The sequence below is a fragment of the Bradyrhizobium sp. ISRA430 genome (assembly GCF_029909975.1).
Classification (GTDB): Bacteria; Pseudomonadota; Alphaproteobacteria; order Rhizobiales; family Xanthobacteraceae; genus Bradyrhizobium.
Genome location: NZ_CP094516.1, coordinates 3805737 through 3822398, shown reverse-complemented (window position 1 = coordinate 3822398; position 16662 = coordinate 3805737). Strand labels below are relative to the sequence as shown.

The 16662-nt window shown below is 61.2% G+C and carries 14 protein-coding genes; 9 read left to right on the top strand and 5 right to left on the bottom strand.

From position 1 onward, the window contains the following. Window positions 1-31: 31 nt before the first annotated feature. Window positions 32-1252, top strand: a complete 1221-nt coding sequence (locus tag MTX21_RS18230) for an NAD(P)/FAD-dependent oxidoreductase (protein WP_280966157.1) — start codon at window positions 32-34, stop codon at window positions 1250-1252. A gap of 36 nt (window positions 1253-1288) precedes the next feature. Here MTX21_RS18230 and MTX21_RS18225 read toward each other — a convergent pair whose 3' ends face one another. Further along, window positions 1289-2425: a GNAT family N-acetyltransferase gene (locus MTX21_RS18225; protein WP_280966156.1), complete on the bottom strand. Its 1137-nt coding sequence runs from the start codon at window positions 2423-2425 to the stop codon at window positions 1289-1291. Between the two features lie 275 nt (window positions 2426-2700). Here MTX21_RS18225 and MTX21_RS18220 point away from each other — a divergent pair, with 275 nt between their 5' ends. The 3 genes from MTX21_RS18220 (at window position 2701) to MTX21_RS18210 (ending at window position 6668) form a co-directional block, all read left to right on the top strand. Further along, window positions 2701-4242 carry a hypothetical protein gene (locus tag MTX21_RS18220; protein WP_280966155.1) on the top strand — a complete coding sequence of 514 codons (1542 nt, stop codon included), beginning with the start codon at window positions 2701-2703 and terminating at the stop codon, window positions 4240-4242. A gap of 772 nt (window positions 4243-5014) precedes the next feature. Then, window positions 5015-5920, top strand: coding sequence for a DUF5996 family protein (locus MTX21_RS18215; RefSeq protein ID WP_280966154.1), 906 nt, complete (start codon window positions 5015-5017; stop codon window positions 5918-5920). Window positions 5921-6281: 361 nt separating this feature from the next. Then, window positions 6282-6668: a hypothetical protein gene (locus MTX21_RS18210; protein ID WP_280966153.1), complete on the top strand. Its 387-nt coding sequence runs from the start codon at window positions 6282-6284 to the stop codon at window positions 6666-6668. Between the two features lie 159 nt (window positions 6669-6827). Here the strand turns inward: MTX21_RS18210 and MTX21_RS18205 are convergent, their stop codons facing one another. The 3 genes from MTX21_RS18205 to MTX21_RS18195 are packed head-to-tail and all read right to left on the bottom strand — an operon-like array spanning window position 6828 to window position 9422. After that, entirely contained in the window at window positions 6828-7823 is a 996-nt protein-coding gene (locus tag MTX21_RS18205) for an ABC transporter substrate-binding protein (RefSeq protein WP_280971088.1), read from the bottom strand. A gap of 22 nt (window positions 7824-7845) precedes the next feature. After that, window positions 7846-8655, bottom strand: a complete 810-nt coding sequence (locus MTX21_RS18200) for an ABC transporter ATP-binding protein (RefSeq protein ID WP_280966152.1) — start codon at window positions 8653-8655, stop codon at window positions 7846-7848. Then, a complete protein-coding gene (locus MTX21_RS18195) occupies window positions 8652-9422 on the bottom strand; it encodes an ABC transporter permease (protein WP_280966151.1) in 771 nt (256 codons plus the stop codon). The genes MTX21_RS18200 and MTX21_RS18195 overlap by 4 nt, the downstream gene beginning before the upstream one ends. Window positions 9423-9529: 107 nt before the next feature. Between MTX21_RS18195 and MTX21_RS18190 the strand changes: the two genes are divergently transcribed. The 3 genes from MTX21_RS18190 to MTX21_RS18180 are packed head-to-tail and all read left to right on the top strand — an operon-like array spanning window position 9530 to window position 13003. After that, window positions 9530-10657, top strand: a complete 1128-nt coding sequence (locus tag MTX21_RS18190; protein ID WP_280966150.1) for a mandelate racemase/muconate lactonizing enzyme family protein — start codon at window positions 9530-9532, stop codon at window positions 10655-10657. Further along, a complete protein-coding gene (locus tag MTX21_RS18185) occupies window positions 10657-12252 on the top strand; it encodes a GMC family oxidoreductase N-terminal domain-containing protein (RefSeq protein WP_280966149.1) in 1596 nt (531 codons plus the stop codon). Before MTX21_RS18190 ends, MTX21_RS18185 begins: the two co-directional genes overlap by 1 nt. Window positions 12253-12280: 28 nt before the next feature. Beyond that, entirely contained in the window at window positions 12281-13003 is a 723-nt protein-coding gene (locus tag MTX21_RS18180) for a GntR family transcriptional regulator (RefSeq protein WP_280966148.1), read from the top strand. 253 nt (window positions 13004-13256) lie between these two features. Here MTX21_RS18180 and MTX21_RS18175 read toward each other — a convergent pair whose 3' ends face one another. Continuing rightward, window positions 13257-14060 (bottom strand): DeoR/GlpR family DNA-binding transcription regulator, encoded by an 804-nt coding sequence (locus MTX21_RS18175; RefSeq protein WP_280966147.1) that lies wholly within the window; start codon window positions 14058-14060, stop codon window positions 13257-13259. A 253-nt stretch (window positions 14061-14313) separates the two neighbouring features. On the opposite strand from MTX21_RS18175, the gene MTX21_RS18170 reads away from it, so the two are divergent. Continuing rightward, complete coding sequence (locus MTX21_RS18170) at window positions 14314-15333, top strand: ABC transporter ATP-binding protein (protein WP_280966146.1); 1020 nt, start codon at window positions 14314-14316, stop codon at window positions 15331-15333. Window positions 15334-15379: 46 nt separating this feature from the next. Further along, window positions 15380-16654: an ABC transporter substrate-binding protein gene (locus tag MTX21_RS18165; protein ID WP_280966145.1), complete on the top strand. Its 1275-nt coding sequence runs from the start codon at window positions 15380-15382 to the stop codon at window positions 16652-16654. Window positions 16655-16662: the final 8 nt, after the last annotated feature.

Genomic DNA, 16662 nt, shown 5'->3' with positions numbered 1-16662 from the left:
TTCCGCTGGGATTAGCCGCCGGAGTCGACAGATGCCAATTGAAGAGAGCGTGGCTGAACCGATCGCAGCCCATGCGCCCGAAGTGATCGTCGCAGACGTCGCAATCGTCGGCGGCGGCCTGGCAGGATCGCTGGCGGCGGCAGTCCTCGCACGGGCAGGATGTCGCATCGCCCTGATCGATCGGCGCGCCGTCCATCCGGACGAATTCCGCGTCGAGAAGATCGCTGGCCAGCAGCTCGATATTCTTCGGCGGTTGGGATTCATCGGCGAGCTCGCGGCCGTCGCTTGTTCGTATGACCGCGTGACCAACATCAGGGCAGGAAAGGTCGTCGACGTCAGCGTCGGTCAGGCCTACGGGCTTCCCTATGCCGACCTTGTTGCAATGGCGCGCCGTCTGATGCGCGCCCCCTCGAGTTTCATCGTAGATCGGGTTACCGGCGTGAGCTGCAGCGACGACCTCCAGGAGGTCGTGCTGGCATCCGGCAGGCGCGTCTCGGCGCGTCTCGTCATTCTCGCCACCGGCATGGCCGGCGTTCTCGGTTACGATCTCGGAATCAAGCGACGCGTGTTGGCCGAACATCACTCTGTTTCGTTCGGCTTTACCATTGCCCCCTCCGACGACGCGCCGTTCGCATTCAAGGCGCTGACCTGCTATGGCGACCCGGCTTCCGGTATCGATTATCTCAGTCTGTTCCCCACACCTGGCGGAATGCGGGCGAACCTCTTCATGTTCCGCGATCCATCCGACCCGGTCATGCGAGAGCTGCGGCGGGAGACGAAGACGACACTGCTGCGCCTGATGCCTGGATTGCACCGCCATCTCGGCGATTTCCGCGTCGTCGATCAGGTGCAAAATTGGGTTATGGATCTGTTCGCCGTCGAAGGACATCTGCAGCCCGGCGTCGTGCTCATCGGCGACGCGTTTCAGACCAACTGCCCTGCAGCAGGGACCGGCGTAAGTCGCCTGCTGGTGGACGTGGAGCGTCTGTGCACCGAGTATGTGCCGCGTTGGCTCGAAACCGATGGCATGGGCAAAGAAAAGATCTCGCAATTCTATTCCGACCGCGACAAGGTCGCAGCCGACCAGCGTTCGCTGAATATGGCGCGGTTTCGGCAAGCCCTGACGTCGAACAACGATGTCAGGTGGATTGTGCAGCGTCGCCTGCATTTCTTGCGGCGCAATCTCACACATCGGGTGGACCAGATAAAGCCGGGATGGATCGCCCGCCTGCACGGTGCGCTGCGCGCCTGATTACCCGGCAGCAGCCTCAAAGAGGTGGGCTGCCGATCAACCTGCGCCGGCTGAGCTGCGGACCTTGAGGAGTTTGAATTCGGCCACCTTCTTGGCGGCCAGCTTGATCCAGGGGGCTTGTCTCAACGCGAGCAAAGCAAACGAACCGGCGACGCTTCCGGTCCGCGTCACGCTCCACATCGGCGAGGGTTGTGCGCCAAACAGCCGCTTGTAGGGTTCGTCGCCGATGGTGAAGTCGAGGATCTTGTCCCCGCGCTCGATGCAATCCCTGGCGACACGTTCAAACATGAGCGCACCGAGAGATTGGCTCTTGTATCTCGCAAGATCAAATGCGCTCATGATGATGAGGAAGCTGTCCCGGTGGCACAGTCCCAACACGGTGGCAATCACGTTGCCGTCCAGGGTCATCGTGTAAAGCCGCACGAAGCCGCCGATGCTGCGGACCGTCACGTCGAAATAGAAATCGAAGTATTCGGGGCGTTGAAGCAGATCGCCGTCGCCTTGAGCTTGAAACCGCGGGCCGCGAAACTTCTTCATCTGCTCCATCGCCGCAACGACGGATGCGCGGCCGTCGCAGCATGAAAATCCAACCTCGCCCTTCTTCTCGAGCTGACGCCATTTCTTGTTGAGCTCCTTTTGATAGGAGCGATTCAGCGCGCTGGCGCGCCATTGGTCGAAGGGCGCAACCAGGAGGGTTGAGTAGGCGTTGGTGTCGATCGGCGTTCGCCGCGGCGTCGCCAGAAGCGACTCGATCGGGAGTTTCCCGTCCGGTAACTTGGGTATCCGCAGTAGATCGAACGGCCGGACCAGGCGTTGAATCGTCAGGCAAGCATTCTCGTCCTGCAGCAGGTCGGAAAATGTCTCGGCGGTGCACACCGGAGCCAGGTAGTCCGAGACGCGAAGGTCGGCGAATTCGACGGTCCGGATCGGACCTCGCCGCACCCGCAGCAAGGGCAGCACCATCGCCAGCCTCTTGGTCGCTCGATCGCGAACGACGACCACGAGGCGCTTTGCCGCTGCGGCAGGCGCGAGCTTGCGGTAGAGCGAATCCAGCCAGAACGGATGTTGAAATGCAGTCGCGGCCGACCGATCGAACAGCTCGACGTACTCCTGAGACAAAAAGTCAAATGCGTCGTCGATGCTGACATCGAACGCGTCCTTGTCTTTGTTCATTCCTGAAACCAAACAACCGGGAAATTGCCAAGAGCCGGTCGAGCCGGAGCCGACTTCCTATAGCAGAGCCGGAGCGCTGCAGACACCGACGGAATGCGGTTTGTATTAACGAGCACCCCTTCCGGCATCCAAGCGCCGCCTGCCGGCTATCCTCGGGTGGCGCGAGTGCGCGTTGATGATCTCGGACCGGCGCCGTGCAAGACTCCATTAGCGTTAACGGATCTTTACACATTCCGCGCTATTTCGATCTACGCTCGATGCCAAAGGTCCCACGTATGAGCGTCCGGTTTTCGCCGCAGTATCCGACCGTGCGGCTTGGAATTGCCGAGCAATTGCCCGAGGCGTTGCGCGAACTGATCCCGACGATCTGCATCGCCATAGCATCGATCGGCTTTGCTCCCATCTTGCACATGGCGAGCCCGATTCTGGCCATTGCGGTCGAGACGCTCATCGGCATCGCCATTGTCCTGGCGGTTCCGACGCTTGCGCCGGCAATCGCGATTTTCGTCCTATTCTTCCAGAACCTGTTCGTCTCGCTCCTGTCGCCCCTGGTGACTGCCCCGTCCGATCTGGACTTCATCAAGGGCTACAATTTTCTTGCCTGCTCGGTCATGTGGCTGGGGATGTTTGCGCTTTACGTGCTGGGTCGGAGGAATCAGTCGACTGAAGTCAATCGAATCATGCGCTGGGGCATCGTTACCCTGACGGTGGCGGCGCTGTATTTCGCGATCGGCTTCATCCAGAACGGTCAGGCGGCATCGGTCTATCTGCGCAATATCGTTTTGCCCCTATTTCTGTTTCAGCTCTCATTGTTGACGGCAGCGACGTACGAGATCCGGACCACGCCCTTCCTTGTGACGCTTGCGGCCATTCTGATCCTTTGCGGCTACATCGAGTTTGCATTCCGCGACTTCTGGCTGGCCATCACGAATGGCTATACGTTCTGGGGATTTGATGAGCTCAAGGCTACGCATTCGGGGGTGTGGGAAGCGGAGATGCGAGCCACCGGAAACGTACCCGTCGACCTGAAGGACCGTTTCAGCTTTGACTTCTTGAATACTCCTCTGCTCGAGGGGTTTGGGCTCTCGAAGCTCCTGCGTATTCACGGGCCGAATATGAGCGCGATCAGCTTCGGGTACGGGATCGCTTTTTTCGGGCTTTTCCTTTTCTCCGTTGGGCGTCCATTTTTGGCCCTCGCTGCGCTGCCGCTCCTGGTTGTTTGCAGCGTCAAGGGAGCGCTCATCATGGTGGTATTCGTGGCCACGGCCTGGATGTCGACTCGACTGTTCGGCGCCGTGATGACGCTATTGCTCGGCTTGTTGGCCTTGATTGCGTTTGCGGTCGTTGCGATCCATGTCGGCTTGCAGATCGGCGACTATCACGTCATTGGCCTCATGGGAGGCTGGAACGGATTTCTTGAAAAGCCGCTGGGTCGCGGTTTGGGAATTGGCGGAAATCTGTCAGAGGGCTATTTCTCGATCGACTGGAGCGCTGCGCAGCAGGCAGGAACGATCGATGGCGCGGTAGAAAGTGCGATTGGCGTCCTGCTGTACCAAATGGGCATTGCCGCCCTTGTACCTCTCGGCTTCTATTTTGCGGTGGCTCTGAAGGCCTGGCGCTTGTACGCCGTCTCTGGAGACCTGACGCAGGGTCTCGCCGGGTTCGGCGTCATGGTCGTGCTGTTGAATGGGATGTTTCAGGAAGAGGCTTTGTTCGCGCCGCCGGCGCTGGGCCTTCTGCTCTCTCTCACCGGACTGGTGATCGGAAGCCAGATAAGGATGGAAACAGCTCTCGACCGGGATGCAGGGCAAATCTGATGCTCATGAGCGTGCAGGGAAAGAGTAATACTCGGACCGGTAGAACGCGGACCGGTTAGGGGGCGCAACCAGAGTGAGGTAGGTCCCGACCTTGGGTTGCTTTCTTCCTCATCCGGCATCGGCTATCTGACTGATCCGGTGCGTCACTGTTTCCCTCGCGTCCTGCCTTCTGCTGAGCGATGATCGAAGAACGAAACCTCGAAGATTGGGCCTGGCAACTTGCAGCCGAGGTCTACCGCCTCAATCTTTATGCCCACCTCACCGGACGGACAGTCCCGAGACGCTCGTCGGTGACTGAGGAAGAGCTGGCGGGAGCGATCCGCAACAGCTTCACGCAGGTGAACGACGCCTGTTACCGGTAAATGGTCAAGCTGGCGACGGACGCTGCGCTCGAGGCCTACGATCAGGTTGTGTCGCGCAACGTCAAACAGTCGCGCGCTCGGCGCGCCAACTGAAACTGCACGTGGGCTAGGTAGCCCCCTTAAGTGGTGTAGGTTGCCAGATTGCTCGTCGTGCCCCCGCACAAAGACGCTCCTAAAGCAGACCATCTCCCGAATAGTGTACGGTTTGCGAGTAGCAACAGCTTCGGGCCAAGCTGACCGAGATTCCACGCGATAGTCGGCCTGCTCCGTTTGGAACAGGACAGACGATCGCCTGGCGCCCGGGAAGGACTGCCGTTCGGGAGATTAAGTGTTACATTCACCGAATGCGTAGGCGCTGCACGAGGCATTCCTCGGTCGGTCAGCATACTTACATTTTGTGAGGAAACGCCATGAAGTCTCTTTCCGCTCAGTGGCCGGATCTTTCCTACACAGCGTTCGAATCCACGCGATATCTCCTCCACATGATGTTGCAGGCCATAGGCAAGCTCAAATTGTCCGAGCCGTTTCAAGCGCAGTGGGCTGAGGTGCCGTTGTGGCTCAATGCGAGGGGGCTGACCTCCGGCCCGATTTTCCATGCTGACGGAGTTTACGAGCTCCGTACCGACTTCATCTCGCACGAAGTGCAGTGGATTACGAGTGCGGGCGCGTCGGGACATTTGCCTTTGGGCCCGACATCCGTTGCCACATTCGTGGACACTCTGTTCGATCAGCTTCACCAGGCTGGAATCAACGTGTCTATCAACCCAAAGCCGCAGGAAGTGCCGGATCCTATTCCGTTCAACGAGGACAGGGAGCACCGCCCGTACGATCGCGACCTGGTCAACAGGTGGTGGCGCATCCTGCTCAGCGCGCAGCGCGCCTTGCAGGTGTTTCAAGGGCGCTTCACAGGCAAGACGCAACCGATCGGCCTGATGTGGGGGACAATGGACATTCGTGTAGCGTTCTACAACGGCAAGCTGGCTTCGCCCGGCGCAAAGGCCGACTACATTCGACGCAACGCGATGAACGCGGAATTGATCGAGATGGGATGGTGGTCAGGCAATGCCTCCTATTTCAAGCCCGCATTCTACTCGTTCACCTATCCTCAGCCCGCAGGGATCGAGAACGCAGAGATCAGTCCAACTGTCGCACGATGGGATGCCAACATGGGCGAGTTCCTTCTCGACTATGATGACCTGCGCCAATCCGATGATCCCCACCGCGACTTGTTGACGTTCTTCGAATCCACCTACAGCGCTGGCGCGGCCGCGGCAGGTTGGGATTCCGGGCTGCTGGGCAGTGGGTGTCCGGAATGAGACAATACGATTGATGGTATTCCGCGACACGCGCGCGCAAAGCTGCGATTGGCGACATTCGCGCTGTCGGGTTCGACTACCGTTAGGCGGTCGAGACTGATGGCGCGCAATTTCCGCACCATGGCTCAGAGGGTGGAGAGATCAAGCAAAGCTCGGGCGAAATCGGCCGCGAGAACGAGATACTGCGTCTGCTTCAGATCATCATCGCAACAGAACCTTGCAGCCTGGGCGTCACCGGTCGGATCGATTTGGCGGTCGGGGCGAGTTGACGCAGACCAAAGTGTCGCGAGGGACAACCGGTTGAGCCGTCTCCACCGCCGGGATATACAGTTTCGAACATCATGCACTGCCGGAAGCGCTCATGACGCCAAGAACAATGCGCGGGCCTGGGCTGTTCATCAGCCAATTCATCGGTGCGCAGCCGCCTTTCGACACGCTCTCCGGTCTCGCCGAATGGGCGCGGGGGCTCGGCTTCAAGGCACTGCAAATTCCCCTGTCTGACCCGCGCCTCAAGGATCTGGCGGGTCTGCCCGAGCAAGACGCGCTTGCCCGGATCGAATCCGTCATGTCGACAGCGGGCTTAGTCGTCAGCGAGATCGCGGCGCAGCGCACCGGCCAGTTGCTGGCCGTGCACCCCGCCTATGACGAAACCATGGATGTTCTGGCCGCGCCCGACCCGCCGCACGAAAGGCGCAGGCCGAGCAGGATCTGCGGCGCGTCTTCACCAATGTCTTTGGCACGTCAATGACAGCGCGGGTGCGTCCGGATCAGCGGCACCCGGGTCGCAGATCAAGCTCAGGGTGAATGCGGAGCGAGCCCACATATTTGACGGAGTATCCGGCAAGTCCGTCCTGAACGCCGTCAATTCATCCAGCTAGAGCGCAGCTCCGCACGATGCGGAGTGAGGTCAGGCAATCGTCTTCAGATAAAGGCTCGGATCGAAGTATTTATTAGCCGGCGTGAAGTCCTTGATGCCGGCGTTGGCCATGAAGAAATCGGTCGATTGCTGCAGCCAGTTGGTGACGGTCCCGTCCGAATACATGCGCTTCCAGTCCTTGGACGAGAACATCTTCTGAGCCTTGAACGACTCGTTGATGTCGGCAAGCGGCGTCTGACTGTAATGACCCTTCTGCAGCTTTTCCATCGCTTCGGAGCTGTTCGCGATGATGTAGTCATTCGCATCGGCCCAGCCTTTGATGAGCTTTGCGAGCGTTTCCTTGTTCGGTTCGTAATAGTCGTTGGCCGCCGCCCAACCGCCGATGATTGCGGCCTGCGGATAGTAGGCTGATGCGTCGGCAAGCTTGACTGCGCCCGGCACCTTGTCGCGAACCGTGACGTTGAATGGCACCCAGAGGGCGACGGCGGGCACCGCTCCGGAGACGAACGCGGTCACGGCCGCCGGCATGGTCTGGTTGACGAGCTCGACCTCCTTGGGGTCGATCTTGTTGGCGCGAAGGGCGCGATCAAGGAACACATGAGCGGTCGTGCCGGTCGCGGTCGCGATGCGCTTGCCCTTCAGGTCCTCGAACGACTTGATGCCTTGATCCGAGCGGACCCAAAGCTGTGCGGTCGCGACCTCAATATCGTTGATGAGGAACACCTTGCCCTGGCCGCGGGCGGGGAAGTTCGAGAGCACAGCGCCGGTCGCCAGCACGTCGAGGCTGCCGCCGATCAGCGCCTGGAAGATCTCCAGGCCGGTGTTGAACTGCCGCAGCTCGAGATCGAGGCCCTGCTTTTCAAAGGAGCCGCGGTCCATGCCGGTCCAGATCTGGCCGTCGACGGCGACGGTGTGTAGATAGCCGACGCGAACTCTCGTTTTGACCTGCGCGATTGCCGGTGCTGCGGCCGTGAAGGTCCCCAGGGCAAGCCCGGCCGTCGTCGTCAGAAATTGTCGGCGATCCATGGTGTCGTCCTCCGTCATGTTGTTATTCCGAGAATGAGACCGGACGCATCTGCGCCTGTTGGGCGCGGTATTCGTCCATCACGAGCTGGCGGATATGGCCTCGCAGCTCGCCGAATTCGGGTCGCTCTTGGATCGATTCGTCGCGCGGGTAGGGGAACGGCACGTCGATGATCTCCTTGATCCGCGCCGGCCGTGCGGTAACCACCAGGATGCGGGAGGCAAGGTAGATCGCTTCCTCCACCGAATGGGTGATCAGCATGACCGTCTTGCCTTCGGTCTCGAGCACCTTGAGCAGCAGGTTCTGCATGTTGGACCGGGTCTGGGCATCGAGTGCGCCGAACGGCTCATCCATCAGCAAAAACTGCGGCTTGACGGCATAAGCCCGTGCGATTGCGAGCCGTTGGCGCATGCCGCCGGACAAATGCTTCGGATAGGAGTTGGCGAAGTCCGACAGTCCCATCAGGCCGAGATAATGATCGCATATCGCGTCGCGTTCCCCGGCCGCGACGTGGTTCGCCCTGAGCGTCAGGCCGAAAGCGATGTTCTGCTTCACCGTCAGCCAGGGGAATACGCCATATTCCTGGAAGATGACGCCGCGCTCGGGGCCGGGACCAGCCACGGGACTTCCATCGAACAGCACCTTGCCGGTGGTCGGCTTCTGGAATCCGGCGAGCATGCTCATCATCGTGGTCTTGCCGCAGCCGGACGGACCGATCACCGCGATGAAGTCGCCATCGTTGATGTCGTAGCTGACGTCCTCGACGACGTTGAGGCGGCCCTTCGGGGTGTCGAAGGCAAGCGAAACCCGGTCGAACTGTGCGCGCTTTGTCATGCGATCGCCCGATCCTGCCAGACGAGCAGCCGCGCCGTGATCTTGCGCAGGATCATATCCATGATGAGTGCGATCAGGCCGATGCAGATGATCCCGACATAGATGATGTCGAGCAGAAAATAGGTCGAGGCATTCTGTATCATGGCGCCAAGTCCGCGCTGGGCCGCGATCAGCTCGGATGCGACCAGCGTTGCCCAGGCCACCCCCAGGGCGACGCGAAGCGCGGTGAGGATGTGCGGGACGGTGAGGGGAATGATGACCTTCCGGAATATCTCGCCTTGGTTGGCGCCGAGCGTCTGCGCCACGCGAATGTAGAGCGGCGTGATCTGGGACACGCCCTCGTACATGACGATCACGCCGGAGAAGAACGCGGCGTAAAACAGGATGACGAGCTTGGCGAGCTCATCCACGCCGAAATAGACGATCACCAGCGGGATCAGCGCAATCGGCGGCAGGGCGCGGAAGAAGTTGATCATGGGATCGGCGAAAGTGCGGGCCGGACGATACCAGCCCAGCAGGAAGCCGACCGGTACTGCGGCGAGAATTCCGAGCGAGACGCCGAGAAAGACGCGCCGCGTCGAGGCATAGATGTCGAGCAGGAGATTTTCGCGGGTCAGAAGTTCGAAGAACTTTGCCGCAACCTGATGCGGAGCGGGGATCAGCGAGGCGTTGACGAAGCCGCTCCAGCGGACGGCATACCATAGCACGACGGCACCAACCCATGGCGCCAAGCCGAGAAGAAAGCGTCTCACGCCAGCTCCATCCATTCGACGCTTCCACCCAGATTACGGTTGATGTTTACGGAAGTCATATTATAAATAGGATGACCATACAAGAGGCGCGCTCCATCGCCGGAGCCGCAGGTTTTCCTCGCATGACATCGCCGCCCTTCACGATCCGGAGCGTTCAAGCCTTTGGCTACCGGTACCCCCTGACGACGCCCGTCATCACTTCGTTCGGGCGAATGGCAGACAGGCCGGCGGTTTTCATCCGCGTCGAAGACATGGACGGCAATGTCGGCTGGGGCGAGGCGTGGTGCAATTTCCCCGCGCCGGGCGCTGAGCATCGCGTTCGGCTTGTCAACGAGGTGCTCGCGCCGGCGCTGGCTGGATTTCGAGCCTGCGAGCCTTCAGCCGCCTTCGAGCGCCTCACGCAAGGCACCGCGGTGCTTGCGCTGCAATCAGGTGAAGCGGGACCGTTTGCGCAATCAATCGCTGGAATCGATCTTGCCGTCTGGGACCTTCACGCACGGCGGCAGAATGTCGCGTTGTGGAAGCTCCTTGGTGGATCGCGGAGCCGGATCAGGGTCTACGCCAGTGGCATCAATCCGATCGGCGCAGAGCGAACGGCGGAAGCAGCCCTTGGCCGCGGTTACCGCGCATTGAAGCTGAAGATCGGCTTCGATCCGGCGGCTGACCGCTCCAATCTCGCAGCGCTGCGGCGCCTCGTGGGCGAAGGGATGCTTGCAACCGACGTCAACCAGGGTTGGACGATCGCACAGGCTCTCGAACTTGCGCCGCAGCTCGAGCCGTTCGGCCTTGCCTGGCTCGAGGAGCCGATCCGTGCGGACCGCCCGCAGCAGGAATGGAAAACCTTGCGTCAGGCCATACGCTTTCCGCTTGCGGCCGGCGAAAACATCGCAAGCCGTGCCGGCTTTGCCGAGGTGCTCGGCGAGCAAGTTCTCGGTGTGGTCCAGCCCGACATTGCGAAGTGGGGCGGGCTGTCGATTTGCGCAGGTATAGCCCGCGACATCCTGAAGTCGGGCAAGATGTTCTGTCCGCACTATCTGGGGGCTGGGATCGGCCTGCTGGCATCGGCGCATCTGCTGGCCGGCGTCGGGGGAGACGGGCTGCTGGAGGTCGATTGCAACGAGAATCCGCTGCGGGATCGGTTTTGCGGTCCCGTGCTGAATGTCCGGGATGGAATGATCGAGCTTGGCGACGAGGCGGGTCTCGGGATTGTGCCTGATCTTGCGTCGATCGAGCAATATCGGACTGCCTGATGTCACGTCGCGCCTACGATTACATCATCGTCGGGGCGGGGTCTGCCGGCTGCGTGGTCGCAAACCGGTTGTCGGCGGATCCGTCCTGCCGCGTGCTGTTGCTGGAAGCAGGTGGATCGGATCGGAACTTTTGGCTCAAGCTTCCGGTCGGGTATTACCGGACCATCTACAACGAGCGCTTCTCGCGTCTGTTCGAGACCGAGCCGTCTGAAGGGAGCGGCGGTCGTGCGATCATCTGGCCGCGCGGCCGCGTGCTGGGCGGATCGTCGTCGATCAACGGGCTGATCTTCATCCGCGGTCAGCACGAGGATTTTGACGATTGGCAACGTCTCGGCGCCGATGGCTGGAGCTATCGTGACGTCTTGCCTTACTTCCGGCGCTACGAGCGCTACAGGGGCGGCGAGAGCCAGTTTCACGGCGGTCTCGGCGAGTTCGAGGTCTCCGACCTCCGCAACGACAATCTTGCTTCGGCCGCCTGGGTGGAGGCCGGCGTACAGTTCGGCCTGCCGCGCAACCCAGACTTCAATGGTGAAACCACCTTTGGCGTCGGCACTTATCAACTCGGCATCGGACGACATTGGCGGACCAGCTCGGCATCTGCCTTCCTTCGCCCGATCGCAGACCGTCGCAACCTCACGATGATCACGCAGGCACAAGTCAGCAAGGTCACGTTCGAGGGACGGGTGGCAACCGGCGTCGAGTGGGTCAGCAAGGGACAGATGCACGGTGCGAGGGCCGATCGCGAGGTCATCCTGTCCGGAGGTGCGCTGCAATCGCCGCAGATCCTCCAGCTCTCTGGTGTTGGTCCGGCCGGTCTGCTTCGTGAACTCGGTATTCCCGTCGTTGTGGATTCTCCTGAAGTCGGCGCCAATCTGCAGGATCACTATCAGGCGCGGTTGATCGTGCGCCTGAAGGAACGGATTTCGCTCAATGACCAGGTCCGCCATCCCGTCGAGCTAGCGAAGATGGGGCTGCAATGGATGCTGGCCGGCAGCGGCCCGCTGACGGTCGGCGCAGGACAGGTGGGGGGCGCGGCTTGCACGGAGTACGCGGTCGATGGCCGTCCCGACGTGCAGTTCAATGTCATGCCGCTCTCGGTCGACAAGCCGGGCGATCCCCTGCACCGCTATTCCGGCTTCACGGCTTCGGTCTGGCAGTGCCACGGCCGATCGCGGGGACAACTTGCGATCCGCTCGGTCGATCCCTTCGACCAGCCCCGGATCGCGCCCAACTATTTTGCCGAGGAGCTGGATCGCAAGACGATCGTTGCCGGCCTGAAGATCCTGCGCGAGATCTATAGCCAGAGGGCATTTCGTCCGCTCTGGGACGTTGAAATGGTCCCCGGCGAAGCCGCGCGCGATGACGCCGCCTTATGGGAGTTTGCGCGCAACACCGGTGGCACGGTGTTTCATTGCGTGGGCACCTGTCGCATGGGCCGCGACGCGCGGGCGGTGCTCGATCCTCAGCTTCGGGTGCGCGGCGTCGAGCGACTGCGTGTGATCGATGCCTCGGTGATGCCGCAGATCACCTCGGCGAATACCAATGCGACCAGCCTGATGATTGGCGAGCGCGGCGCCGCGCTTGTCATGTCGTGACCGGGCGGCCTGATCCTGGGAGGGCGAGATGGAATTGAGTTCCGACAGTCACGTCCCAAAATACGCGCAGATTGCCGATATCTTCCGACAGCGGATCGCACGTGGCATCTGGACCAAGGGCTTTCGCCTACCGGCCAATGAGGACTTGGCGGCCGAGTTTGGCGTTTCGCGCGTCACGATCAGGCAGGCCGTCGACCTGCTCTCGCGCGATGGAGTCATCGAGGCGCAGCAGGGGCGCGGCACGTTCGTGACCGGGACCGTGCGGCAGGACCGGTGGCTCAAGGTCGAGACGACCCTGTCCGACCTCGCCGACATGTACCGCGACACGTCGCCGGAGATCATCAATATCTCGGAGAGTCGCAGCGATGCGCCGCTGTTTCCGGAAGACGGCAGGCCCGCCGAGAAATACGTCTTCATGCGGCGTCTTCATTCGCGCGAGAAGCAGCCCTATTGCGTGATTTCCATCTATCTCGATGAGAAGATCTTCCGCAGATATCCAAAGCGCTTTCGCAACCAGACCGTGATCCCGATCCTCAATGACCTCAAGGATCCGGCGATCGCCAGCGCACGTCAGACGCTTACGATCGGCACCGCGGATATCGAGGCGGCACGGCTGCTCCGCGTTCCCCTGAATTCGCCGGTTGCTGAAGTCCGCCGGGTTTTCACGACCAAGGACCGCACCGTCATCTATCTCGGCGAAGTGACCTATCGGGGCGACTTCGTGCGGATCGACATGGATCTTCGCCCCTAGCGCGGTGGCCTCACCGGAAACACAGTTCCTGGTTTCGGCGTTCGAGCTCACTGGATAACAGCCAAGTCGCCTTCTTTTTCTTCTCCGGCAGCGCCGGCGTTGACCGGAAAGCCCCAGTCAACCGTGGCAAAGTGGACCATGCGGAGCCCGTTCCGCGCGATCATCGGCAAGGGCGCGGGGCCGATGACGAGCACCCACTTGCATGAGAGCGGGCGATCGATCTGGGCAAGAGCGTAGGATCTGCCGAGGTCGGCTAGGTGTCGCGAAGTCGCTCGGAATCAGCGCGAGCCTCGCCCGTTGCGTGAATGCGATCGGCGAAGCTGGCGGCGATCGGCTGAAAGGCCGGCGGTAACGGGCCATCGGTGAAGAGGTGGTGACAGTCTTCGAGATGACCGCCTCGCACCGTGGCATTGCGGCCGAATTTGGTTGTGTCGGCGACAAGCACGGCTGTTCGCGAATTGGCGACGATGGATTGCCGCGCCTGAACTTCGTCGACGTGAAAGTCGAGCAGCGTGCCGTCTTGATCGACGCCTCCGACGCCGAATATCCCGTAATCGGCTCGAAAGCCCGAGAAGAAGCGTGCGGCCGCTTCGCCGACGATATCCCGATCGAGCGGGCGGAGCGTGCCGCCGGCGATCGTGATTTCCACGTCGGGATTTTGTGCGAACGCTGCGGCCACGTTCAGATTATTGGTGATCACGCGCAGATCCTGACGGCGGGATAGCGCCTGCGCGACATATTCAGGCGTCGTGCCAAGCCCGATCATGAGCGAGGCCCCGTCGGGAATGAACCTGGCAGTCGCATGCGCGATGCGCCGTTTGGCGTTGGCGTTCAACCCCTGTCTGCTTCCGTAGGCGAGATTCTGGTTCTGGACGGGGAGGCTGACGCCGCCGTGGATTCGCCGGAGCAGTCCTTGATCGCACAGTGCGTTCACGAGGCGCCGGATGGTCTGCTGCGTGACGTCGAAACGCGTCGCAAGGTGCTCGATCGAGGCGAAGCCTTCCTCGCGCACGATCTCCAATATGTGGGCCTGACGTGACGTGGCGGTATTGAGCATGAGCTGTCCGTTTCAACGAAAGTATCATTTGAACACCGAACGCGCAATTTTCTGTTTCATATGTCGTCACACTATGTTCATATGAACATAATAATCGCCGCGCCGATGAATTGCGTGGTCATGGGAGGGACGGCATGAATCGGTCTGCTTGTGATGACCGGACTTGGGCTGCTCTGCCGGAGCAAGACGCGGCCCGCATACGTAGTTACGCCCGCACCCTGCACAGACCTCCGCAGCCAAGAGCGAACGAGCCATGTCGGCGATTACGCTGAGTCACGTCTCCAAGTCCTGGGGAGCGATGCGCGCCGTCGATGACGTGAGTCTGACGGCGGACGAGGGTTCGTTGCTGGTGCTTCTTGGGCCTTCCGGATGCGGCAAATCGACCACGCTTCGATTGATTGCCGGCCTTGAGGAGGCCGATGCCGGCACGATTGCCATCGGCGGCGTCGACGTGACCCATCTCACTCCGGCGCAACGGAAGATCTCCATGGTCTTTCAATCCTATGCGCTGTTTCCGCATTTGAGCGTGGCCGAGAATATCGTTTTCGGCTTGCGTGTGCGGCGCGTGTCGCGCGCCGAGCGAGACGAACGGCTCCGCCGTGTGGCCGACATCGTTGGCCTCGCGCATCTGCTTGAGCGCAAGCCGTCGCAGCTTTCCGGGGGGCAGCGCCAGCGCGTTGCGCTGGGACGGGCCATCATCGCGGAAGCGCGAGTCTGCCTCATGGACGAGCCGCTTTCGAATCTGGACGCCAAGCTGCGGCACGAGATGCGGACGGAGATCCGGGCGCTGCAACAGCGTCTCGGAATGACGATGGTCTACGTGACCCACGACCAGACGGAAGCCATGACAATGGCAGACCGCGTCGTACTGATGCGCGACGGTCGTATCGAGCAGAACGGCTCACCGGAGGAGCTCTATAACCGTCCGGCGACGGCGTTCACGGCGCGGTTCATTGGCACGCCTCCGATGAATCTGTTGCGCCGGAGCGATCATCTCATCGGTATCCGGCCGGAGCACATCCGCATCGTGCCGGGTGGGAATCATGTCGCGCGCGTAAAGGCCGTCGAGCATCTCGGCGCCGACAGCATCGTTCTGTGCGAGATCGATGGTCAGCCGATCTCGGTGCGACTCGACGGTTTCAGCAAGGTTCAGCCAGGCGAGGACATCCGGATAGCGTGGGAACCCGAGCACGAGCATCGCTTCGAGCCGAATTCGGAGCGCCGATTCGAGACCATCGTCAAAGAGGGCAAGCTGGCGGCATCCGGCCAATAGCAGCGACTGTTTCAGCCAAAACGGGATAACGAGGGAGATTGACAAGATGATTGCGCGACGAACGATATTGATGGCGGCCGCACTCGCTGCGCTGTCCGTGGGTGCCCGTCCTGCCGCTGCGGTCGATCTGACGATGTACTATCCGGTCGCCGTCGGCGGGCCGGTCACGAAGATCATCGACGATATGGTCTCGCGCTTCGAGAAGGACAACCCGGACATCAAGGTTACGGCGGTCTATGCCGGCAACTACACGGATACGATGACCAAGGCGATGACGGCCATGAAGGGCGGGCAGCCGCCGCAACTGTCGGTGCTGCTGTCCACTGACGTGTTCACGCTCATGGACGAGAACGCCATTGTGCCGATCGACGGTCTCGTCAGTGACAAATCGTGGTTCAAGGAATTCTATCCGGCGTTCATAGCGAACGGACAGATCGACGGCAAGACCTGGAGCGTGCCGTTCCAGCGTTCGACGATCGTGCTCTATTGGAACAAGGAGGCCTTCAAGGAGGCCGGTCTTGATCCCGAGAAGGCGCCGGCGTCCTGGGACGAAATGGTCGAGATATCGAAGAAGCTCGTCAAGAAAGACGGCGCCGGAAACACCACGCGCTGGGGCGTCGAAATTCCCTCGACCGGCTACGCCTACTGGATGCTGCAGGCGCTCGCCATCGAGAACGGCCAGAAGATGATGAACGAGCCCGGCAACGAGGTTTATCTGACCGCACCGAAAACAGTCGCCGCCCTCGAATACTGGGTCGACCTGTCGCGCAAGCATAATGTGGCGCCGGCGGGCAGCATCGACTGGGCCACGCTGCGCACCGATTTTCTCGAGGGCAAGACGGCGATGATGTGGCACACGACCGGGAATCTGACGGCAGTCAAGGACGCCGCGAAATTCCAGTTCGGCGTTGCCATGCTGCCGGCCAAGGAGAAGCGGGGCTCGCCGACCGGTGGTGGCAACTTCTACATCTTCAAGAGTGCGTCACCCGAACAGCAGAAGGCGGCCGTCAAGTTCATTCAATGGATGACGGCTCCGGAACGCGCGGCCGAATGGAGCATGAAGACCGGCTACGTGGCCGTGTCGCCGGCCGCCTATAAGACGCCCGCGATGCAGGAGTACGCGAAGGGCTTCCCACAGGCCACGGTCGCGCGCGATCAGCTCGAGCATGCGGTGCCGGAGCTCTCCGTCCACGAAAACGGCCGCATCTACAAGTTTGTCGGAGATGCCGTACAGGCCGCCGTCACCGGCGCGCAGAAGCCGCAGGAGGCGCTGGCCGCCGCGCAGCAGCAGGCCGACCGCGTCTTGCGCGCCTACAAATAGGGAAATGG